We start from the raw sequence: 21766 nt of genomic DNA, 5'->3' as shown, positions 1-21766 counted from the left end.
TCACGACATGGAGAGTCTGTCGATGCCCCGAGCGACCACCCGCGCAGTTGCCCTCGCGTTGCTGGGAGCCCTGGCCTGCGCGCCGCTTGCGGCGCAGGCGCAGGAGGGCACGGCCGCCCCGCGCCCCGACCGCACCACCGCCTCCTACGGCGACTGGGTGCTGCGCTGTGAGCTGCCGGCGGGCGGCGAGCGACGCTGCGAGGTCGCCCAGACGATCCAGGACCAGCGCGGCCAGCCCCTGGCCTATCTGACGGCCCGCGGCGCGGCGCCGGGCCAAGTCGCGGTCACCATCCAGGTCGGAACCAACATCACCGTCACCGAGCCGGCGCGGCTCCTGCTTGACGACCAACCAGCCCTGGCCCTTGCCTTCCGCCGCTGCACGCCGCGTGGCTGCTTTGCCAGTGCCCAGTTGCCGCAGAACGAGGCCGCTGCGCTGGCACGCCGGACGGAGGCTGCGAAGCTCGACTTCCGCGACGCCGATGCGCAGGTCGTGTCGTTTCCTGTCTCCCTGCGCGGCCTCGCCGCGGCCCTGGACGCCCTTCACGCGGCAGCGCAGGGGTAAGTGCGCATCCGGGCCCTGCCGCCCGGCAGCGACGATCGGCGCCTCAGCCTGCCTTGCGGCCCCCATCGATCACGGCGGCGGCACTTGGCTGCCAGTTTGACCCGCGCGCGGCGGCCACTTGGTCGAGCAGCGCCCAGACGCCCGTGGCGTGGCTGCGGTAGCGCAGCGCCTCGGCCGGCGTGATGCGGATGTCGGTGTCTTCCTCGGGCCGCGTGAACGCCCAAGCCTCAGCGTCCTCCCCAAGCCTCTGCTTCGCGCGGTCCATGAGTTCCCGCAGCGCAAGGCGCGCCTGCGTGCGCGCGGGCCGCATGATTTCCCGCCGGAAGGCCTTGGGCAGCACAAAACCCATGATGCCGCCCACCAGGAGCCCAATCGTGCCCGGCAACAGGAATGGCTCCACCGTCGCCGGCGAGGGCGCTCCCCGGATCGCGGCCTCCAATCCCTCCTGAATGATCGATGCGGCGACGACCGCCAGTGCGAGGCCGATGCCGGCCACCGCCGCGTCGCGCGCGCGGTCGGCGAGCGTCACCCGCCGCACGTCGCCATCCAGACGGGAAGCCAGGAGCACGCTGAAGCTCGCCCCCACGAGAAACCAGGGAGCGGCTGTGGCGACGCGAGACGGGAACCAAAGGGCCGCTTCGTCGAGATCGCTCCCGCGGACCGCCGCACTCCACAATCCAGTGAGCGAGTTCACTGCAGCTTCGAACCCGAAGAACACCGTGACGGCGACGATGACGGCCCAGGTCGCCAAGCCCGCGCGCCAAGCCAGTCCGACAAGGGAGCGCGGCGAAGCTGGGTCCCAGGTCGTGGCCTCGATCATCTGGGCGCGCCGGCGCAGCACGATCAACGAGGAGCCGCCGTACATGAGGCCGGCCGCAACGGTGCTGGCGAGAGCGCTGACGGCCCACTGGGGGGACGTCGCGTCGATGATCCAGTTCATCACGAAGACCAGCGCCATGACCAGCAGCAGGGCGGGCGCGATGACGTCGAAGCTGCGGCGTCCCTGATCCACCACGGGCACCCGGAAGCCACACTCGACCAGCTTGGCGAAGACGATCCGATCGCTTTGTGCCTGGTGCCGCACGCCCCAGCTCAGATAGGCGTAGATGCGTTGCAACAGCCCGTCGACCTGCTCCCTGAGTGCCGTTTCGACTTCCTCGCTGGGTGGGCTCGCGAAACTTGTATCGATGTCGGAGCGCAGCGCGCGATACCTTTGGCGGAGAGCGACGAGGTCCTCCTGGAAGGCCTGGAAGCCAGCGGAGGCGAGCGGGTGCGGCGCGCCGTTGCCGATCTGGTGGATCGCCTCCATCAGCATGGACGCGCGGGCCCAGCGGTAGCGCAATTCAGTGCGCGGCAGTGCGAGCCCCTCGCGGATTCGGCTGCGCAGCGGCTCCTTCACGGCCTCGAGTTGCGCCTGCGGCGGCGTGTAAGCGGCGTCCTGCAGGACGGCGATGGTTTCCTTCACGCCGTCGGGCACGAGGAACCAGGCGTGCACATGGCGCCGCAGACGGTCTTCGGCGGAGTTGAGCCACTTCATGTTGGGATTGGGCAGCACGCCGACCATCAAAAGGGCGATGGTGAGCGGCCAGGCGGCGGGTGGAAACTGTGCCGCGCCGATGCCAAGCGCATCAAGGATGGGCCGCCCCGCAAGAACGAGCAGGAAGTACAGAGTGCAGGAGATCGTGACGTAGACGAGGCGCGCGCGCACATAGGCGGGCCGGAGGAAAAGGTAGCGTAGAGGAACGACCTCACTTGGAAGCGCCTCGTCCCTGGGAAAGGAGGGCTCGTCGAAGCGATGCCAGGCGTAGAGGAGGATGACGCCAAGCCCCAGGTAAAAGGGCATGGTGTAGTAGACCCGCCCCGCGGCTGCGACCATCTCTGACGTACCGCCTTCCATGACCATCCCTCCCTGCGTCGCGTGCGGGCTCCTGGCCGTGTTCAAGGGGCCGGCAGGCCGTGCGCGTGTGTCTCCACCTGAGTCAGGACCTCATCGAGCACAGCCTGCCTGATGAGGCGGCAATGCATCGTCTCGGTCGCGTCGAACCGGCCCGTCTCGAACAGCTTGTTCGCGGGCGCGCCGCCGCCGCACCAGCGGAAGTAGGCGCAGGACCGGGCGCAGGCCTCTACGCCCGCCTGGATCTCGCGCGCCGCGCGGCGGAAGGCCAGGTCGTCCACCATGGCCGCGCAGCCCCGGGCGACATGTCCGAACGCGAAACCCGCGAAGCGCGAGTGAAGCGTGCCCAGCAACTCGGGGGAAAAGGTGGACATGCTCCCGTCCACACCGATGGTGAGGATCTCGAAGGGCTGGTTCTGCTCGTCCACGACGGGGCGATCGGCCAGGATGGCCTGCTGTGCGGCTTCCGCCTCGCGCAGGCGCAATGCTCCCCGCGACGACCAGACGAGGCCCAGGAACCGTGCAAGGAAGCTGCGGAAACGTGCCTCCGCTGCAGGACCGGCAAGCGAAGAGGTGCGGTTCGCGCCCTCGATCTCCTCGACGTTGAAGCCGACTTCGGCGATGCCGTTGCGCACATAGAAATCGAACAGGCGCTCGGGCTCCTCCAGCGCCGCATCGGTCAGAACCGTGATGACATGGAATGGCACGTCATGCTCGCGCAGCATGCGGAGGGCGCGCATCGCGCCGGCATGGGTACCGCCCCCTGCGCGCGTGCGACGGTGCCGGTCATGCAAATCGGCAGGGCCGTCGATGCTGAGGCCGACCCTCGCGCCGGTCCGGGCAAGGAAGGCCGCCCACTCCCCGTCGAGCAGGAGGCCATTGGTCTGGAAGAAATGCGTGATCTCGAGCGCAGGCGGCGCGTGGCGCGCCATGCAGGCGATCGCGTCCGCGTACCATGCCACGGGCAGCACCAGGGGTTCGCCGGCGTGCCACGCGACATCGAGCTGCGTGCCGAGGAAGGGCGCGCCGAATATAGCGGCGCAGGCGCTTTCCAGGATCTCCGCGCTCATGCGCAGCGTAGAGGTTCGGTCGGGAAGGTAGCAGTAGGAGCAGCTGACATTGCAGAACGGTGTCGGCTGGATCACCAGCAGACGCAGGCAGGAGTCGGTGCGCGACCTGCCCGGCCTCAACCGGGCGACTTGGACATCGGGCGCCATGACGCGCGGCCCGGGTTAGGTCACGCGTCTAGCGGTTGCGCCACTGGACTTGGCGCACGGGCGGTGCGCCTTCGGGCAGGGCCATCGGGCGTTCGCTCCGCAATTGCTTCGCGGCCGCGTCGACGCGCGCGTGCAGATCAGGCTGGGCCTTGGATGGCCCGACCACTCCCTCGGGCGCGGCGGCAGGACTCGCCGGCTGGCCCGCGAAGGCAGCGCCAGGCAACACCCCTGCCATCGCAGTCGCAAATGCGAGCGCTGCGGCGCGCGCCGCAGGGGTAGATCCTTGCTTCATTTTTGGCATCTTCGCCTCCTACGACGTCGCTCCAAAAATATGAATTCGAAAGTACGCGCGCAGGCGGGGCGGATGCAAGCAATGTCTGAGGGGCCAAGCCCCCTAGGCGACAGAAGGGGCGGGCACCGGGCCGAGCCATCAGCACGGACAGGAACTCCGCTCAGGCGGGCGTCCGGACGCGTGATGCGGCATCCTTCGATGCACAGGCAAAGTCGACGCTGCTGACCCGGTGTCGCTTGAGCACGACCAAGTGGAGGGACGGCAGGCCCTCGCATCACGCCTTCGGGGGCAGCGACGCCACCTCATGGGTGGCTGCGTTTTCCGGCTGGACCAGCTGCCGTTCAGCAGCGTCTGCAAGGTCACCGTGTTCAGGACCGAGGAGGGCTGCGCCGGCTGTGCCCCGAACGCCGCTTCTCCGGTTGGATGAAAGGCCCCCAGGCCATGCAGACTGTCCCTTGAAGACGGCGAGAGTCGTTTGAACAAAGAGGTTTCCTTGGTGGCCCAGGATTTCCCGAAGGATCCGGTCGAGCTTCGCTCGAGCGTCCCCTTCCTCAAGGCAGCCCTGTTGGCGGCGATCGCCGTGGCGCTGATCCTCTATGGGTCGCTCTACCCGTTCCGGTTCCACGCGGCTGCATCCCAGGCGGATTTCGTCACCCTGCTGCTCCGGGCCTGGAACCGGCCGATCGGAGGGCGTGGTGACCTCGTGGCCAATCTGGCCCTCTACGCGCCGCTTGGCTTCTTCGCCGCTGCTTGCCTGATGGCTGGCCTCGCCAGGACGTGGGCGCTCGTCCTCGCAACCCTGCTCGGCGCGATGCTGTCCTGCTCGGTGGAACTCGCGCAGCTGTATGTCCCAGGCAGGACAAGCAGCGTGTGGGATGTCTGCTTGAACGCTGCCGGATGCTTCATCGGGGCTTTGGCTGCGGTCGCCGGCGGCGCTACTTTCCTCTCGGCAGCACTGGCCCACCGGAAACGCAGCGCCGAGCCATTCGCGGTGCTGCTCGTCCTGGCATGGCTAGGCTACCGTTTGTATCCCTACGTTCCAGCCATCGATCTGCAGCTGTACTGGAACAGCCTCAAGCCTCTCGTTCTCACCCCCACATTCGAGCCCTTCCGTAGCCTTCGCCTCGCCATCCTCTGGCTTGTCGCGGCCCATCTCATCGAAGTGGCCAGCGGGCGCTTCCGGCCCTGCGTGATCGTTCCGGCTGTCCTGGTCGGCACGCTCCTTTCCGGGGTCGTCATCGTCGATAGGGTCGTCACCACCGCCGAACTTCTCGGTGTCGGGATGGCGTTGCTGGGATGGATGATGCTTCGTGGGTCGCGCTGGCACAGGCCGGTCCTGCTGACGCTCCTGCTCGTTGTCGTCGTGGCGGATCGCCTTGCACCATTCCACTTCACCGCGGCCGAGACGCCGTTTGGGTGGACTCCGTTTCTCAGCGTCTTCCGGGGACATTGGGGACGCGGGCTTCAGTCCATGTTGGAGAAGAGCTTCCTCTACGGCAGCCTGCTTTGGCTGCTGGTCAGGCAGGGCCTGCCCCTCCTGTCCGCCGCGGGCGTGGAGATGGCGCTGCTTTTCGCAACCAGCCTGGCTCAGACCCACATTCGCGGTCGCTCGGCCGAGATCACCGACACCGTGCTGGCAGGCGGCCTTGCGGTCGTTTTCGCACTGCTCAGGGTACGGCCCGGCGGCGAACATGCCGCTGACCCAGGGAATTCCGTCGAGCCGGCGGCAAAGCCGAGGCGGATGCAAGTCCGTCGGGCTGACGCGGCCCATTGAGGCGCCACGACGGGCGCAAAGACATCGCCCGCGAGATGCATTCCATGGCTCGCCACGCAGTCCCGCGGGCCGGTCCTTCGGCCACGATCCTGTCGGTCAGGCTCGGCGTGATCCTTGCAATGCGGGCTCCCTGCCGCCTCGTTGGCGCGGCGGCGCGCCATGCCCCTGGGCCCCGTCGTCCATCAGCAAGGCATGAGTCTCGGAGCGCGGCCGAAACGCCCTACTCCGGCTGCGCCCCGCTGACCCTCACCATCTCCGCCCAGATCGGCTTTTCCCGGGCCAGCCTCTCCGCCAGCCCCTGCGGCGTGGAGCCGGTCAGTCGGGCGCCCATCGTGATGGCGCGCTGCTGCAGTGCCGCGTCGGTCCAGGCGGCGCGCACCTCGGCCGAGATCCGGTCGGTCACCGCCTGCGGCGTGCCGCGCGGCGCCGCCCACATGTGCCAGGGCGAGACCTCGAAGCCGGGCACGCCGGCCTCCGCCATGGTCGGCACATCGGGCAGGGCCGGCCAGCGCTGCGGCAGCGCGACGGCCAGGGCGCGCATCCGTCCTTCCGCGATCACGCCAACATAGGAGGCGAGGTTGTCCACCGCATACTGGATGTCGCCCGCGAGCAGCGCCGGGATGGTCTGGGCCGCGCCGCGATAGCTCACGTGCTGCGCCTCGAACCCCGTGCGCCCGGCCAGAAAGGCGCCGGAAAGGTGGATGGTGGTGCCGACGCCGGAGGAACCGAAGCTGACCCGCCCCGGCCTTTCCTTCGCCCAGGCGACGAATTCCTGCAGCGAACGCGCCGGCACGTGCTGCGCCGGAACGACCGCGACATTGGGCAGGTCCCACATCGCGCTGATCCAGGCGAAGTCGCGCTCCGGATCATAGGGCAGCCGCCGGAAGAGATGCGGGTTGATCAGCAGGTTGTGCATGCTGACGGTGCCGATGGTGTAGCCATCCGGCGTAGCCCGGGCGAGCGCCTCGGCGCCAATGTTGCCGGAGGCGCCGGTGCGCGTTTCCACGACGAATGGCTGGCCGAGGCGCTGCGACATCAACTCGGACGCCAGCCGCGTCATGACGTCGAGCGAGCCGCCGGGCGGAAAGCCGACGATGACGCGCACCGGCCGGTTCGGCCAGTTCTCCTGCGCCCGGCCCGCGATGGGCAGGGCAGCGAGCATGGGTGTCGCCAGCAGCGCGCGGCGGTGTGGCAATGGATGATCCTCCCGTGGCTTGTTGTGCCCACCATGGCATGGGCCAAAGGTGGGACGGTAGGATTTGCTGGGGGCAGCGCGCTCGGCGAGCAGGGCGTTCGGCGGGAAAGGCCGTCACGCGCCCGGCGCTTCGTCCCCTCGCGACAGCGCCACGAGGCCTGCGCGCAGCGCATCCGGTCCTGGCTCCACCAGCCCCGCCTCGATCTCCCCATGCACGGCGCGCCAGATCGGCACGGCCCGGGCCAGCACGCCCCGGCCCTTCTCCGTCAGGCTGAGCAGCCGCCCACGCCGATCCGCCGGGTTGGGGCCGACCAGGACCAGCCCCTGCCGCTCCAGCGGCTTCAGCGCGGCAGTCAGCGTCGTCCGGTCCATGGCCAGCAACCGCGCCACCGGGCCCATCGGGACCGGGCTGGGCCGGTTCAGCGACATCAGAAGGGAGAACTGGCCGTTGGTCAGCCCGACCGGGCGCAAGGCCTCGTCGAAGCGGCGCGCCAGGGCCCGCGCGGCGCGCTGGACATGCAGGCACAGGCAGGCATCCCGCACCTCCAGCGTCGTTTCGAATGGAACAAAAAGCGAATTCTCCGTTGACATGGCCCATATACGTTGATATCAACAAAAATGTCCAGCGACGAGCGCGTGGCTGGCGCTGAAGAGAACGTCCGGCATCGACCGGCACGCAGAGGGGAAAACGACAAAATGGGTTATGTGGATGGCTTCGTGGTGGCCGTGCCCGCCGCGAACAAGGAAGCCTACCGCCAGCATGCGGCCGAGGCCGCGCCGCTGTTCCGGGAATTCGGCGCCACCCGCCTGGTTGAATGCTGGGAGGACGACGTGCCCGACGGCAAGCTGACTGATTTCCGGCGCGCCGTGCAGGCAACGGCGGATGAGGTCGTGGTCTTCGCCTGGATCGAATACCCATCCAAGGAAATCCGAGACGCTGCGAACCAGCGCATGATGGCGGATCCGCGCATGCAGGCGATGTCCGGCACCATGCCCTTCGATGGCAAGCGCATGATCTTCGGCGGCTTCGCGCCGATCCTGGACGTCTGAGGGGGAGCGGGACATGGCCAACCGGCGTGCCGACTTCCTTTGGTACGAGCTCATGACCCCCGACCCTGAGGCGGCTTCGCGCTTCTATGGCGCCGTGCTGGGCTGGGGGGCGCGCAAGGCGACGATGCCGGGGGTGGATTACCACCTCCTCGGCACGGAGGCCGGGGATGTCGCCGGGATGATGGCGCCCCCGCCCGGCGCGCCGATGCAGCCAAGCTGGATGGGCTATGTCGCGGTGGACGACGTGGACGCAGCGGCCGAAGCCATCCTGGCCGATGGCGGGGCGCAGCGCGTGCCGCCCACCGACATCCCGGGCGTCGGCCGCTTCGCCGTGCTGACGGACCCGCAGGGCGTCCTCCTTGCCATCATGCGCGGCGCCGATGACGGCACGAGCCACGCCTTCGCGCCGAACCACGCCGGCCATTGCCATTGGAACGAGCTGGCGACGACCGACCCCGCGGCGGCCCTCGCCTTCCACGGCCGCCATTTCGGCTGGCAGCCGGGCGACGCCATGCCGATGGGCGAGCTGGGCGAGTACCGCTTCCTGCTGCACGGCGGCGCGGCGATGGGGGCGGTGATGCGCGCCATCCCGAACGGCCCGCCCCCGGCCTGGACCTTCTATTTCGGCGTCCCCGGCATCGACGCGGCCGCGGCGGCCATCACGGAGGCGGGCGGCACCATCCATTACGGTCCGGCGGAAGTGCCGGGCAACGTGTTCATCGTCGTGGCCAGCGACCCGCAGGGTGCGATCTTCGGCGCCGTCGGGCCGCGGGCGGCGTCGTGATGCAGGTCGCCCAGCATCTCTGGTTCGCGCGGGACATGGAGGCGGCGCTGCGCTTCTACACCGCGCTCATCCCCGGCTCCGCGCTTGAATGGATCGCGCCGCTTCCGGCGGAGACGCCCAGCGGGCCGGCGGGTAGCGTGCGGATCGCCGCCTTCACCCTCGGCGACCAGCGCTACCGGGCGGTGGAGGCCGGGCCGCTCGACCCGTTCAACCACAGCTTCTCCGTCATGGTGGAATGCGACAGCCAGGCGGAGATCGACCGGATCTGGGAGGCGCTGCTGGAAGGCGGCACGGCGGAGCAATGCGGCTGGCTGCGCGACCGGTGGGGGCTGTGCTGGCAGGTCGCGCCGCGCCGCCTCGATGAATGGCTGCGCGGCCCGGACACGGCGAAGGCGCGGCGCGTGACGGAGGCGATGCTCGGCATGGTCAAGCTGGACATCGCCACGCTGGAGCGGGCGGCGCGGGGCGGCTGATCAGAACACGCCCATCGCCAGCCCCGCCGCCAGGGCGGCGCCGGCCTCCTCGCAGCGCGTCAGATCCTCGGCGCCGAGCGTCTTCGGCGCCCCGATCCGCTCCGGCGTCTGGGCGTGGACGCAGGTGATCAGCGGCTCTGCCACCTCGCGGAGCCGCCAGCCCGTGGCGATGCGCGCCACCTGCCGCGCGGCGCCGGTGCCGTCGCTGCCCGCGCAGATCAGCGTGGCGTAGGGGCGGCCATTCAGCCGCTCCAGCGCCGGGTAGAAGCAGCGGTCGAAGAAATCCTTCATCAGCCCGGCCATGTTGCCGAGCATCTCGGGCGTGGCGAACAGGAATCCATCCGCCGCCAGCACGTCCTCCGGCCCCGCCTCCGGCGCGCGGAGCAGCCGCACGCGAATCCCCTCCTCGCGCCCCGCGCCGTGCGCGGCGGCCTCCGCCATCGCCTGCGTGCCGCCCGTTGCGGAATGGAACACGATCAGCAGCGTCTTCATGCGGTGCGGTTGCCCGCCCGCGCGGCCCGCGTCTAGCCTCGGGCACGGCAAGGGAATGGAGGCGGGATGCGGGTCCTGGTGACGGGCGCGGCGGGGTTCATCGGTCGCCACCTCGCGGGCGCGCTGCTGGAGTCCGGCACGCTCGGCGGCGTCCCCTTGCGGGAGATCGTCCTGACGGACCTCCAGGCGCCCGGGGCGCCGCAGGGATCGCCCGTGCCGGTCGCCGCCTGTTCGGGCGATCTGCGCGACCCGGCGCTGCTGGAGGCGCTGTTCGGCGCGCAGGGCTTCGACAGCGTCTTCCACCTTGCCGCCAGCCTCACCGGCGCGGCGGAGGCCGATCTGGGCCACGGGCTTTCCGTGAACCTGCTCGCTCTGCTGGGACTGCTGGAGCGCTGCCGGGGCCAAGGCCGCACCGCGCGCCTCGTCTTCGCGAGTTCCATCGCGGCCTTTGGCGGGGCACTGCCGCCGGTGGTCGAGGACGACACGCCGCGCCTGCCGCAAACCTCCTACGGCACGCAGAAGGCGGTGGCGGAGCTGCTGCTGGCCGACCACGCCCGGCGCGGCGCGGTGGATGCGCGCTCGCTCCGCCTGCCCATCGTGGTGGTCCGGCCGGGCGCGCCCAGCCCCTCCGTGTCGGACCGCGTCGCCGCCATCCTGCGGGAGCCGCTGCTGGGCCGTGACGTGGCCTGCCCGCTGCGGCCGGACACGCCCCTGCCCCTCGCCTCCGCCCGCCGCGTGGCCCAGGCGCTGCGCACCCTGCACGACCTGCCCGGCGCGGCGCTGGGGCCGACGCGGGCGATCAATCTCCCCGCGCTCACGGCTACGCCGGCGGAGATGGCCGAGGCCCTGCCCCGCCACGCGGCGGGCCGCACGCTTGGTCGCGTTGCCTGGGCGCCCGATCCGGCGCTGCAGGCGGTGGTGGATGGGTGGCCGCGCCGCTTCCAGTCGGCGGCCGCCACGCGGCTCGGGCTGCCGGGCGCCGAGACGCTCGACGACATCATCCGGGACTTCCTGCGCGAAGCAGGCTAACACGCATCGAAGCCCGGCGCCGCACGTTGCCCCCGAGGGCCGCAAGGCCACCCCACTGCCGGAGGCCCGTCGTCCATGCCCTCACCCGAAGCGCAGCAGCAGCCACAGCAAGGGCACGTCGTCCAGGCGGAGGCGCCGAGCCTGACCAGCCTCCTGTCGCTCGCCATCGGCGTCGTGGTCGTGGCGGGGCTGGCGCTGGCGCGGGATGTCCTGATTCCCATCACCCTTGCCCTGTTGCTGTCCTTCGTGCTGGTTCCGCTCGCCGAGTTGCTGCGGCGCATAGGCCTCGGGCGCACCGGCGGCGCGTTGCTGGCAGCCCTGCTCGCCCTGTGCCTGATCCTGGCGCTGGGAACGGTGATCGCCTCGCAGGTCGGCAACCTCGCGCAGGACCTGCCGCGCTACCAGGCGACGATGCAGGAAAAGCTGTCGGCGGCGCGTGACCTCACCGTGGGGCGCCTGACCAGCGTGCTGGAGCAGTTCGGGCGCGGGATGGAGGAGGCCACAAGCTCCGAACCTCCGGCCCCCACCGCCAGCGGCGAGCGCCCGGTGCCGGTGGAGGTCCGCCCGCCCATGCCCAGCCCGATCCAGGTGGCCGAGCGCGTGCTGATGCCCGCGCTGGGGCCGCTCGCCACCACCTTCATCGTCTTCGTGGTGGCGGTGTTCGCGCTGCTGCAGCGGCAGGATCTGCGCGACCGGCTGATCCGCCTGTTCGGCTCGCGCGACCTCCACCGCACCACGGTCGCGCTCGACGACGCGGCACGACGCCTGTCGCGCTACTTTCTCACCCAGCTCGGCATCAACACCGCGTACGGCATCGTCACCACAGGGGTGCTGCTGATGATCGGCGTGCCTGGCGCCGCGCTCTGGGGGATCCTGGCGGGGTTGATGCGCTTCGTGCCCTTCATCGGCACGCCCATCGCCGCCATCCCGCCCATCGTGCTGGCCGCCGCGGTGGACCCGGGCTGGACCATGGCGCTCTGGACCACGGCCTTCTTCGTGGTCGGCGAAGGGCTGATGGGGCAGGTGGTGGAGCCGCTCGCCTTCGGGCAGAGCACCGGCCTGTCGCCGCTTTCCGTCGTCGTGGCAGCGATCTTCTGGACCTGGCTCTGGGGCGCGCCGGGCCTGCTCCTGGCCACGCCGCTCACCGTGTGCCTCGCTGTGCTGGGACGACACATCGAGCGGCTGGAGTTCCTCGGCGTCATGCTCGCCGACCGCCCGGCGCTGACGCCCTCGGAGAATTTCTACCAGCGCATGCTGGCCCGCGACCCGGACGAGGCGCAGGACCACGCGGAGCGCATCCTGAAGGAGCGCTCGCTGATCTCCTACTACGACGAGGTGGCGCTGAAGGGCCTTCAGCTCGCCGCCGCCGACGCGAAGCGCGGCATCCTGTCCGGCCCCCGGCTGGAGGGAGTGAAGGAGACGATGCTGGACCTCGTCGAGGCGCTGTCGGACCAGGAAGACGTGCCGCGCGAGGCCCCGCCCGCCAAGGAAGGCGACCCGGCAACCGACGAGGTGGCGCCCCGCCCCCCGCCCGGCCAGGCGCCGCCGCGCGAGGCGCTGCCGCCGCGCTGGCAGGGCGAGGCGCCGGTGCTGTGCATCGCGGGGCGCGGCCCGCTGGACGAGGCGGCGGCAGCGATGCTGACGCAGCTTCTCGGCAAGCATGGGCTGGGGGCGCGGCTGCTGCCGCACGAGCGTGCGGGCCGTGCCGCCATCCGCTCCCTCGACACGGAGGGAGTCGCGATGGTGTGCATCTCCTATCTCGACATCAGCGGGAACCCGGCGCACCTGCGGCTTCTGCTGCGCCGCCTCCGCGCGCGGCTGCCCAAGGGCGCACCCATCCTGGTCGGGCTCTGGCCCGCCGAGGACGCAATCCTCACGGACCGCCAGCTGCAGATCGCCGTAGGGGCGGACCGCTACGTCACGACGCTGAGCGACGCGGTGGAAACCTGCCTCGACGAGGCGCGGAAATCGGTGGAGGCGAAGAAGTCAGCGGCCTGAGGGCTGGCGCAGCATCTCGTGCACGATGCGGCACTGGCCGCGCCCGGAATGCCGGCTCACGAAGCGGCGGGCGTTGTTCGCCCCTTCAAGGATCTGCCCCTCCCCGGCGCGGAACAGGCCGAAGCCGGGCAGCGCCACCTTGCCGTCCGGGCCGATCTCGCCTTCCAGCGGCGGGTCGCCCGGCAGGCCGGGAATGGTGATGCGGCCGAAGCGCACCTCGCCCACCACCCGCGCCTGCCAGACGCGCCCGCCGGCGCGTCCGCACTCCTGGAAGCGCGTCCCTTCGTAGAAACCGTCATGCGGGCCGCCGCGCTGCGCCTCCACCCCAGGGGCGAGGAGAAGGAAAGGCAGGATGAGCAGCGGCAGACGCATCGTCACTCCCCGAAGCTGTTGGACCTTGGAAAGCCGTTCGGCACCATCTTCCCTGCCCCAGCACGCTGGCCGCGCCAAGTGGCGAGGTCGGTCTCGGTGCGGGTCCGCTCGCCGAGCTTCCAGGTCAGCCCCTCCTTCCGGGTGAAGACCTTGGCGTCGGCGAGGCCGCCATCCTTGTAGGATTGCAGCTGCACGCCGCGGCCGCGCGTCATCACCGGCAACTGCTCCATCGGGAAGAGCAGGAGCTTGCGGTTGTCGCCCAGCACCGCGACCGTGTCGCCCTCGGCGCGGCAGCACAGCACGGCGCGAGAAGGGGCCTCGGAAACCAGCACCTGCTTGCCCGTGCGCTTTTCCGCCATCAGCTCGGTCGCCTCGACCAGGAAGCCCTTGCCGTCGCTGCCGGCGACGAGGTAGCGCGCGCCCTCCTCCGGCACGATCAGCGTCAGGATCGCCTCCTCGTTCGGCAGCTCCACCATCAGGCGCAGCGGCTGGCCGTCGCCGCGGCCGCGCGGCAGCGCCTCTGCCTTCACCGTGTAGGCCTTGCCGTTGGAGGCGAAGGCGACGAGCCGGTCGGTGCTCATGCAATGGAGGCGGAAGGCCGGGCCGTCGCCCTCCTTGAACTTCACCTCCTGCTCCTCCGGCAGGTGGCCCTTGAAGGCGCGGATCCAGCCCTTCTCCGACAGGATGACGGTGAGTGGCTCCTTCTCGATGAAGGCGCTCTCATCCACCGTCACCGCCGGCATGGCGCTGCCCGCCAGGGTGCGGCGGTCGCCCAGCGCGCCGGAGCCGAACTTCTTGCGAGTCTCCTCGATCTCCTTGCCGATCGCCGTCCAGCGCCGCGTCTCGGAGGCCATGAGGGCCTGGAGGCCCTTCTGCTCCTTGGAAAGGCGGTCGTGCTCGCGGCGGATCTCCATCTCCTCCAGCTTGCGCAGCGCCCGCAGCCGCATGTTGAGGATGGCCTCGGCCTGGATGTCCGACAGGCCGAAGGCGGCCATCAGCTTCGCCTTCGGCTCGTCCTCCGTGCGGATGATGCGGATCACCTCGTCCAGGTTAAGGTAGGCGATCAGGTAGCCGTCCAGCACCTCCAGCCGCCGCGCGATGGCGGCGAGGCGATGGCTGGTGCGGCGCTGCAGCACCTCGTGCCGGTAGTCCAGCCAGGCGCGCAGCACGTCGCGCAGCCCCATGACGCGCGGGGTGCGGCTGGCATCCAGCACGTTCATGTTGAGCGGGATGCGCGATTCCAGCGCGGTGGCGCGAAACATCGTCTCCATCAGCACGGCCGGCTCGACGGTGCGGGACTTTGGCTCCAGCACGAGGCGCACCTTGTCCGTACTCTCGTCGCGCACGTCGCCGAGCAGCGGGAGCTTCTTTTCCTCCAGCAGCTGCGCGATCTGCTCGATCAGGCGCGACTTGGCGACCTGGTACGGGATCTCGGTGACGACGACGTTCCAGGTGCCGTTCTTCTGCTTCTCCACCTCCCAGCGCGCGCGCAGGCGGAAGCCGCCACGGCCCGTCTCATAGGCCTCGGCGATGCTTTCGGCGGATTCCACCAGCACGCCGCCGGTCGGGAAATCCGGCCCCGGCAGGTGCTGGAGCAGCTCCGCCGTCGTGGCCTTGGGGTTGGCGATCAGCGCCAGGGCGGCAGAGCAAAGCTCGCCCGCATTGTGCGGCGGGATGGAGGTGGCCATACCGACCGCGATGCCGTTGGCGCCGTTGGCCAGCAGGTTCGGGAAGGCGGCGGGGAGAACGACGGGCTCCTTGTCCTCGCCATCGTAGGTGGTGCGGAAATCGACCGTGTCCTCGTCGATCTGGGACAGGAGGGCCTGCGCCACCTCGGTCAGCCGTGCCTCGGTGTAGCGCATGGCGGCGGCATTATCGCCGTCGATGTTGCCGAAGTTCCCCTGGCCCTCGACGAGGGGGTAGCGCGCGGCGAAATCCTGCGCGAGCCGGACCAGCGCCTCGTACACCGCTGCGTCGCCGTGTGGGTGGTACTTGCCGATCACGTCGCCGACGACGCGGGCGCATTTCTTGAAGCCGCTCGCCGGGTCCAGCTTCAGCTGGTGCATGGCCCAGAGCAGGCGGCGATGCACCGGCTTCAGCCCGTCCCGCACATCGGGCAGGGAGCGCGCCATGATGGTGCTCATGGCATAGGCTAGGTAGCGCTCGCTGAGCGCGTCGCTCAGGGGCGTTTCGCGGATCGCGCCGCCATCCTTCAGGATCACATCGTCGGGCATGTATTCGCGTTTCGTTCTCTCGAACTTGATTTAGTCGCGAACGGCCGCCAATGCCAGGGCCGTCACGCGGTCTTGCAGCCTTTCGCGCGCCGGTGGAAGGGGGCGGTGCTGCTGGCCGAAGGCGTCGCGGGACAGGAAGTGTCCAGTGATGGCAAGCCCCTGCTCCCACTGCGCCGGGTCGCCCGGCACGGCGGGGTCCAGCAGGAAGGGCGGCAGGGGAAAGAGCCGGTCGGCATAGGGGGCGCCCGCCTCCTCCGACACCGCCCGTCCCGACTTGGGCGACACGAAGCGCAGCCCCTCCCGCTTTCCGGTCGCGGCGCAGGCGGCGAGGTCCAGCCCATAGCCCAGCTCCGCCAGCAAAAGCGCCTCCCAACGCACATAGGGGGCGACGCCGGCCTCCCCGCCCCGGGCCAGGGCGCGGATCACCTCCACGAGGCCGCGGAACACGGCCGGGTGCGGCTCCCGCTCCGGCAGGGCGGCATCGGCCATGGCGCAGCCGGAGGACAGGACGGCCAGGGCCAGCGGGTCATCCAGCGCATGGGCGGCGGCGGCGTGGACCGGCTCGGCCGTGTAGGAGCCTAGCTGCTCGGCGAGGCGGGCGATCCACCGTGCCTCGACCAGGTTGCCGGCCTGCCACAGCGCCACCTGCCGGCGGGACTGGCCGCCGCGCGCCAGTCCAGGATGCTTGCCGTGCGCCTCGGTCAGCAGCGCCAGATGGAGGTCCGCCTCGCCATGCGGGCGCGCCGAAAGCACGATCGCCGGGGCGGACCATTCCACGGTCACGGGCGGGGCGTCCTCACCCCTCGTCTTCCAGGCCCAGGGCGCGGAGGCGCGAGCGCTCCTCGTCCCAGCCCGGCCGTTCCTTGACGTTCAGGAACAGGTGGATAGGGCGTTCCAGCAGCTCCGTCAGCTCCAGCCGGGCGCGACGGCCGATCTCGCGGATGCGCGCGCCCTTCTCGCCGATGATGATGGCCTTCTGCCCGGCGCGGCCGACATAGATGGTGCAGTCCACCCGGGCCGAACCGTCCTCGCGTTCCGTCCACGTCTCCGTCTCGACCGTGGCGTGGTGGGGGACTTCCTCGTGGGTCTGGCGCAGGATCTGCTCGCGCACCACCTCGGCGGCCAGCATGCGGTTGGGCAGGTCGGACAGCTCGTCCTCGGGGAACATCCAGGGGCCGGGGGGCATGACGGCGGCCAGCTTCTCCCGCAGCCGGTCCAGCCCCTGCGACTTGGAGGCGCTGATCATGAAGGACTCCGCGAAGTCCAGCAGCCCGTGAAGCTCTGCCGCGAGCGGCAGCAGGGTCTCGCGCGGGATCAGGTCCACCTTGTTCAGCGCCAGCCAGATCGGCCGCTGTCCCTGCACGGAGCGCAGCTTCTCGATGATCGCGCGCACCGGCTCGGTCAGGCCGGACTTGGCGTCCACCACCAGCAGGGCGAAGTCGGCATCCTGCGCGCCCCCCCAGGCGGCGCTGACCATGGCGCGGTCCAGGCGGCGGCGCGGCGCGAAGATGCCGGGCGTGTCCACCAGCACGATCTGCGCCTCGCCTTCCATCAGCACAGCGCGGATGCGGAAGCGCGTCGTCTGCGGCTTGGGCGAGACGATGGAGACCTTGGTGCCCGCCAGCGCGTTCACCAGCGTCGACTTGCCCGCATTGGGCGCGCCCAGGATGGCGACGAAGCCGCAGCGCCGCTGAGCCTCGCCCTCGCCTTGCCCGCTCATCCGTCCAGTCCCTTCAGCCAGTTCTCGGCGGCCGCGGACTCCGCGGCGCGCTTGCTTTCGCCCATCCCCTCCGCCTCACGCCCCGCGGCGCGCACGCTGACGACGAAGACCGGCGCGTGGGGCGGCCCCGCCGTGCTGGCCAGCCGGTATTCCGGCAGGCCCAGCCCCTTGCCCAACGTCCATTCCTGAAGGCGGTTCTTCGCCGAGGCGGGCGGGCGCGGGTCGGCCGCGATCGCTTCGGCCCATTCACGGCGCACGACGGCGCGCGCCGGCTCCAGCCCGCCATCCAGGAACAGGGCGCCCAGCACCGCCTCCAGCGCATCGGCCAGCACGGTGGCGCGGGCGCGCAGCCCGGTGCGGCCCTCGGCCGGCGGCACGTTCAGCGCCTCGGCCACGCCCATGCGCTCGGCGATGGGGGCGATCACGTCCTGGGAGCAGAGGGTGGCAAGGCGCTTGCCCAGGTCGCCCTCCCGCTCCTCTGGGAAGCGCTCCACAAGCCATTCGGCGATCAGCAGGCCTAAGACCCGGTCGCCGAGGAACTCCAGCCGCTCGTTGCTGTCGAGCATCCGCTTGCGCGGGTCGGCGGCGGAACGGTGGGTGAGCGCGCGCTCCAGCAGCGCCGGGTCGCGGAATGCGTGGCCGAGCCTTTTCGCGAGCGTCACCGCACCGCGCTCAGCAGGCGGGTCCAGCGGACGGCGAAGGGCCAGTTCCACACCTCCCAGATGCGGGCGCTGCCATCCACGGAGAAGAAGATGAATTCGGCCCGGCCCACAAGATTCTCCCATGGGATCATGCCCACGGCGGAGGGCACGCGGCTGTCCAGCGAGTTGTCGCGGTTATCGCCCATGGCGAAGACATGGCCCTCGGGCACGGTGAACTCGGGCGTGTTGTCCAGCGGCGCGTCGTCCGACTGTTCGATGATGAGGTGGGATCGCCCGCCCGGCAGGAACTCGCGCAGCAGGCGGACGGTGATGCGCGGCCCGTCGCCCTCGGCCACGTAGGGGCCCAGCCGTTCCAGCCGCACCGCCTGGCCGTTCACGTGTAGCACGCCCCCGCGCATCTGCAGCCGGTCGCCGGGCAGGCCGATGATGCGCTTGATGTAGTCCTGGCGCGTGTCGCGCGGCAGCTTGAACACCGCCACGTCGCCGCGCTCCGGCATCGCCCCCCAGATGCGCCCGTTGAACAGGTTCGGGCTGAAGGGCATGGAATGGCGCGAGTAGCCGTAGGAATACTTGGAAACGAACAGGTAGTCCCCCACCAGCAGCGTCGGGATCATCGAGCCGGAAGGGATGTTGAACGGCTCGAAGGCCACGGTGCGGATGCCGATCGCGATCAGCGCCGCATAGACGATGGTCTTGATGCTCTCGAGCCAGCCGCCCGACTTCTTCTTCGCCAAGGATGGGGTCTTCGCCATGATGCAGGGGGCTCGGGAGGGGTTGCAACCGCGATCAAGCCGAGGCCCGGCAGGGTGTCAAGGAAGCGGCACCGCCTCGATGATCACCTGGGCCTCGGCATAGGGGTATTCGTCGGTCATGGTCAGGTGGACCACCGCCCGATGCCCCGGCGGCGTCATTGCCGCGAGGCGCGCGGCCGCGCCGCCCGTCATGGCCAGGGTGGGCTGGCCGGAAGGCAGGTTCACCACGCCGAGGTCGCGGTGGAAGATGCCGTGGCGGAAGCCGGTGCCCAGCGCCTTGCTCGCCGCTTCCTTCGCCGCGAAGCGCTTGGCGTAGGTGCCGGCGCGCACCCGCTCCGTCCGCCGCTCCGCCTTGGCGCGCTCGGCTTCCGTGAAGACGCGCTGGAGGAAGCGCTCGCCATGCCGCTCCAGCACCGTTTCGATGCGGCGGATGTCGCAAAGGTCGTTGCCGATGCCGAGGATCATGAGTCTCTTTGCGCCCTCAAGCACCGGGCGCGCGTGTCGGCCGCTTGGCTCCCGCGCCTCAGGCATGACGCACCGGACCCGGCGGCCCGTCGCCGCGCGCGGCCGCAGACGGCATCCTGGCTGGCCACCACTCGCTCCCTACCCCTTCGCCCGGTCCACGCGGATCACGCCCTCGCCGGCGCGCAGCGTGCCCATCAGCTCCGCCAGGTGGCGGGTGTCGCGCACCTCCACGTCGATCTGCAGCTCGCACTCGTCGTCGTCGCGCTTGCCGAGGCGAAGGTTGGTCAGAGTGCCCTTCTGCTTGGCGATGGCGTTGGCGATGCCCGACAGCAGCGCGGGCCCGTTCACCGCCGAGACCCCGAGCCGCACCGTGTGCGACGCGGGGCCGAGCGCCGCCTCGTCCCACTCCACGTCGAGGAAACGCTCGGGCGTGGCGGCGAAATTCTCCAGCATGTGGCAGTCATGGGTGTGGACCGTGACGCCCTTGCCGGTGGTGACGATGCCCACGATGCGGTCGCCTGGAATGGGGTGGCAGCAATGGGCGAAATGCAGCTGCATCCCGGCGACCAGCCCGGTGATGGGCAGGGACGGCACCGCCCGCGCACCCCCGGCGCGGGAGCGGTTGGCCATCAGCGCCGTCGGCTCCAGCGGGCGGGGCGGGCCGCGCAGCTCCGGGAAGGCGGCATGGACCACGTCGCGCGCGGAAAGCGAGCCGGAGGCGACGGCATGGAACAGCTCCTCCACCCCCGACTGTCGCAGCGCCTTGGCCGCGGGCTCCAGCAGCTTCTCCTGGAAGTCGAGCCCCTGCTGGCGGAACGCCTTGACGATGGCGGTGCGCCCCTCCTCGCGCGCGCGCGCCTTCTCCTCCGCCACGGCGTAGCGGCGGATGCGGGCCTGCGCCTTGCCGGAAACGACGAACTTCATCCAGGCCGGGTTGGGCTTGCCCCCCTTGGCCGTGATGATCTCGACCTGGTCGCCATTCTCCAGCTTGTCGTGCAGCCGGACGATGCGCCCGTTCACCTTGGCGCCAACGCAGGCGTCGCCGACCTGGGAATGGACGTGGTAGGCGAAGTCCACCGGCGTCGCGCCCTGCGGGAGCTCGATCAGGTCGCCCTTGGGGGTGAAGCAGAAGACGAGGTCGCGATGGAGCTCGAGCTTCGTGCTCTCCATCGCGTCATTGGCCTCGGGCTCCGTTTCCAGGATGTCGATCAGCGCCCGCACCCAGGGATAGGAGCGCGCGGTCGCGGCCTCGTTGCTCTGCTTGTAGACCCAGTGCGCGGCGAGACCGTACTCGGCGATGTGGTGCATGTCCCGCGTGCGGATCTGCACCTCGATCTTCGCCTCGTCGCGGCGGCCGGGCAGCAGGACGCCCGTGTGCAGCGACTGGTAGCCGTTGGTCTTGGGCGTGGAAATGTAGTCCTTGAACCGCCCCGCGATCACCTTGAAGGCGTCGTGGATGGCGCCCAGCGCCATGTAGCAGGCCGGCTTCTCGCCCACGATGACGCGAAAGGCCATCACGTCTGACAAGCCCTCGAAGGCCACGTTCTTGGCCTGCATCTTGCGCCAGATGGAGTAGGGCGACTTTTCCCGGCCCTGCACCTCCTCGAAAGCCACGCCGGAGGCGGCGAGCGCGTCGCGCAGCTCCTGCTCGATCTCGGCGATGATGTCGGCGGAGCGGCCGCGCAGATAGGTCAGGCGCTGGGCGATGGAGGCCCAGGCCTCCGGGTTCAGCTCACGGAAGCCGAGTGTCTCCAGCTCGGTCTTCAGCGCCTCCATGCCGATGCGCTCGGCCAGGGGGGCGTAGATCTCCAGCGTTTCGCGCGCGGTGCGGGCGCGCTTCTCCGGCTTCGGGACGAAGGCCAGGGTGCGCATGTTGTGCAGCCGGTCCGCCAGCTTCACCAGAAGGACGCGAAGATCCTCGCTCAGCGCCAGCAGCAGCTTGCGGAGGTTCTCGGCCTGCTTGGTGCGCTCGCTCTGCACCTCGATGCGCGACAGCTTGGTGACGCCGTCCACGAGGCGCGCCACCTCGGCCCCGAAGCGCTTCTCGATCTCGGGCAGGCCGTGGGGGGTGTCCTCCACCACGTCGTGCAGCAGCGCCGTGGCGATGGTCGCGGAGTCCAGCCGGTAGCCGGCCAGGATCTCGGCTACGGCGACGGGATGGATGATGTAGGGTTCGCCGTTCTGGCGCGCCTGGGGCGCGTGGGCCTCGGCGGCGAAGCGCCCGGCGCGGACGATGAGGTCGCGGTCCAGCCGGGGATCAGCGGTGCAGACCCGGTCACAAAAGGCCAGGACGGCATCCAGCCCCGGCGGGTCGGCGGCCGCGGCCAGCAATCCCTCGGGCGCGCGCGCCGGCCCTGGGGCGGGCGGGGCGGCGCGTCCGGACACCGTGTTCCCTTACTCCTGCGGGGCGTCGCCGCCGAGTTCGGCGGCCAGCGAGGCTTCGAGGTCCTCGGCGCTGAATTCCTCGCCGCCCATCTCGGCTGGGAGTTCCTCGTTCACGTCCATGACGCCGAAGATGTTCTCCGAGGTGGAGATCAGGTCCATCACCTCGTCCTCGACCGGCTCCGGCTCCGGCGCGCGGGTCAGGGACTTGACCAGGTCCTCCTCCAGCTGAGGCAGCTCGACCGTCTGCTCCGCGATCTCGCGCAGGGCGACGACGGGGTTCTTGTCGTTGTCGCGGTCCAGCGTCAGGCTCTCGCCGCGCGAGATGTTGCGGGCGCGCTGCGCGGCCAGCAGGACCAGCTCGAACCGGTTGGGGATTTGGAGAATGCAGTCTTCGACCGTAACGCGCGCCATGGGCA

21 protein-coding genes are annotated in these 21766 nt (G+C 70.4%); 7 read left to right on the top strand and 14 right to left on the bottom strand.

Annotated features, from left to right (window positions below; genetic code table 11):
- Positions 1-22: 22 nt before the first annotated feature.
- Entirely contained in the window at positions 23-562 is a 540-nt protein-coding gene (locus OF850_RS06500; RefSeq protein WP_301589127.1) for an invasion associated locus B family protein, read from the top strand.
- 43 nt (positions 563-605) lie between these two features.
- Here OF850_RS06500 and OF850_RS06495 read toward each other — a convergent pair whose 3' ends face one another.
- The gene (locus OF850_RS06495) at positions 606-2270 is read right to left on the bottom strand and encodes a hypothetical protein (protein WP_301589125.1); all 1665 of its coding nucleotides are present in this window, start codon (positions 2268-2270) and stop codon (positions 606-608) included.
- A gap of 230 nt (positions 2271-2500) precedes the next feature.
- Positions 2501-3673: a cyclophane-forming radical SAM/SPASM peptide maturase GrrM/OscB gene (grrM, locus tag OF850_RS06490; protein ID WP_301589124.1), complete on the bottom strand. Its 1173-nt coding sequence runs from the start codon at positions 3671-3673 to the stop codon at positions 2501-2503.
- 788 nt (positions 3674-4461) lie between these two features.
- On the opposite strand from grrM, the gene OF850_RS06485 reads away from it, so the two are divergent.
- Positions 4462-5739, top strand: a complete 1278-nt coding sequence (locus OF850_RS06485) for a VanZ family protein (RefSeq protein ID WP_301589123.1) — start codon at positions 4462-4464, stop codon at positions 5737-5739.
- A gap of 220 nt (positions 5740-5959) precedes the next feature.
- Here the strand turns inward: OF850_RS06485 and OF850_RS06480 are convergent, their stop codons facing one another.
- Positions 5960-6934, bottom strand: a complete 975-nt coding sequence (locus tag OF850_RS06480) for a Bug family tripartite tricarboxylate transporter substrate binding protein (protein WP_301589122.1) — start codon at positions 6932-6934, stop codon at positions 5960-5962.
- Between the two features lie 114 nt (positions 6935-7048).
- A complete protein-coding gene (locus tag OF850_RS06475; RefSeq protein ID WP_301589121.1) occupies positions 7049-7525 on the bottom strand; it encodes a MarR family winged helix-turn-helix transcriptional regulator in 477 nt (158 codons plus the stop codon).
- 27 nt (positions 7526-7552) lie between these two features.
- Here OF850_RS06475 and OF850_RS06470 point away from each other — a divergent pair, with 27 nt between their 5' ends.
- The 3 genes from OF850_RS06470 to OF850_RS06460 are packed head-to-tail and all read left to right on the top strand — an operon-like array spanning position 7553 to position 9241.
- Positions 7553-7984 (top strand): DUF1428 domain-containing protein, encoded by a 432-nt coding sequence (locus OF850_RS06470; protein ID WP_301589120.1) that lies wholly within the window; start codon positions 7553-7555, stop codon positions 7982-7984.
- Between the two features lie 13 nt (positions 7985-7997).
- Complete coding sequence (locus OF850_RS06465; protein ID WP_301589119.1) at positions 7998-8768, top strand: VOC family protein; 771 nt, start codon at positions 7998-8000, stop codon at positions 8766-8768.
- Entirely contained in the window at positions 8768-9241 is a 474-nt protein-coding gene (locus OF850_RS06460; RefSeq protein WP_301589118.1) for a VOC family protein, read from the top strand. The genes OF850_RS06465 and OF850_RS06460 overlap by 1 nt, the downstream gene beginning before the upstream one ends.
- Here the strand turns inward: OF850_RS06460 and OF850_RS06455 are convergent, their stop codons facing one another.
- A complete protein-coding gene (locus tag OF850_RS06455; RefSeq protein WP_301589117.1) occupies positions 9242-9733 on the bottom strand; it encodes a flavodoxin family protein in 492 nt (163 codons plus the stop codon). It lies immediately after the preceding gene.
- Positions 9734-9799: 66 nt separating this feature from the next.
- On the opposite strand from OF850_RS06455, the gene OF850_RS06450 reads away from it, so the two are divergent.
- Positions 9800-10762 carry an NAD-dependent epimerase/dehydratase family protein gene (locus OF850_RS06450; protein WP_301589116.1) on the top strand — a complete coding sequence of 321 codons (963 nt, stop codon included), beginning with the start codon at positions 9800-9802 and terminating at the stop codon, positions 10760-10762.
- Between the two features lie 75 nt (positions 10763-10837).
- Positions 10838-12760 (top strand): AI-2E family transporter, encoded by a 1923-nt coding sequence (locus OF850_RS06445; protein ID WP_301589115.1) that lies wholly within the window; start codon positions 10838-10840, stop codon positions 12758-12760.
- Here OF850_RS06445 and OF850_RS06440 read toward each other — a convergent pair.
- The 9 genes from OF850_RS06440 to rpoZ all read right to left on the bottom strand — a co-directional run bounded on the left by OF850_RS06440 (position 12749) and on the right by rpoZ (position 21761).
- A complete protein-coding gene (locus OF850_RS06440; protein WP_301589114.1) occupies positions 12749-13132 on the bottom strand; it encodes a hypothetical protein in 384 nt (127 codons plus the stop codon). The genes OF850_RS06445 and OF850_RS06440 overlap by 12 nt on opposite strands.
- 2 nt (positions 13133-13134) lie before the next feature.
- Positions 13135-15366 (bottom strand): DNA topoisomerase IV subunit A, encoded by a 2232-nt coding sequence (gene parC, locus OF850_RS06435; protein ID WP_301589110.1) that lies wholly within the window; start codon positions 15364-15366, stop codon positions 13135-13137.
- Positions 15367-15396: 30 nt separating this feature from the next.
- A complete protein-coding gene (recO, locus tag OF850_RS06430) occupies positions 15397-16149 on the bottom strand; it encodes a DNA repair protein RecO (protein WP_301589109.1) in 753 nt (250 codons plus the stop codon).
- 13 nt (positions 16150-16162) lie between these two features.
- A complete protein-coding gene (gene era / locus OF850_RS06425) occupies positions 16163-17086 on the bottom strand; it encodes a GTPase Era (protein ID WP_301589107.1) in 924 nt (307 codons plus the stop codon).
- Positions 17083-17748, bottom strand: coding sequence for a ribonuclease III (gene rnc / locus OF850_RS06420; RefSeq protein WP_301589105.1), 666 nt, complete (start codon positions 17746-17748; stop codon positions 17083-17085). Before rnc ends, era begins: the two co-directional genes overlap by 4 nt.
- Complete coding sequence (lepB, locus tag OF850_RS06415; RefSeq protein ID WP_301589104.1) at positions 17745-18482, bottom strand: signal peptidase I; 738 nt, start codon at positions 18480-18482, stop codon at positions 17745-17747. Before lepB ends, rnc begins: the two co-directional genes overlap by 4 nt.
- A 75-nt stretch (positions 18483-18557) precedes the next feature.
- Complete coding sequence (gene acpS / locus OF850_RS06410) at positions 18558-18965, bottom strand: holo-ACP synthase (protein WP_301589103.1); 408 nt, start codon at positions 18963-18965, stop codon at positions 18558-18560.
- Positions 18966-19103: 138 nt separating this feature from the next.
- Positions 19104-21350 carry a RelA/SpoT family protein gene (locus OF850_RS06405; RefSeq protein ID WP_301589102.1) on the bottom strand — a complete coding sequence of 749 codons (2247 nt, stop codon included), beginning with the start codon at positions 21348-21350 and terminating at the stop codon, positions 19104-19106.
- A 9-nt stretch (positions 21351-21359) separates the two neighbouring features.
- Entirely contained in the window at positions 21360-21761 is a 402-nt protein-coding gene (gene rpoZ / locus OF850_RS06400; protein ID WP_301589101.1) for a DNA-directed RNA polymerase subunit omega, read from the bottom strand.
- Positions 21762-21766 lie beyond the last annotated feature (5 nt).

This window comes from Sabulicella glaciei, assembly GCF_026183895.1.
GTDB classification, from domain to species: Bacteria; Pseudomonadota; Alphaproteobacteria; order Acetobacterales; family Acetobacteraceae; genus Roseococcus; species Roseococcus glaciei.
Note: the sequence above shows the minus strand (reverse complement) of the source record. Positions and strands in the feature narration are given on the sequence as shown.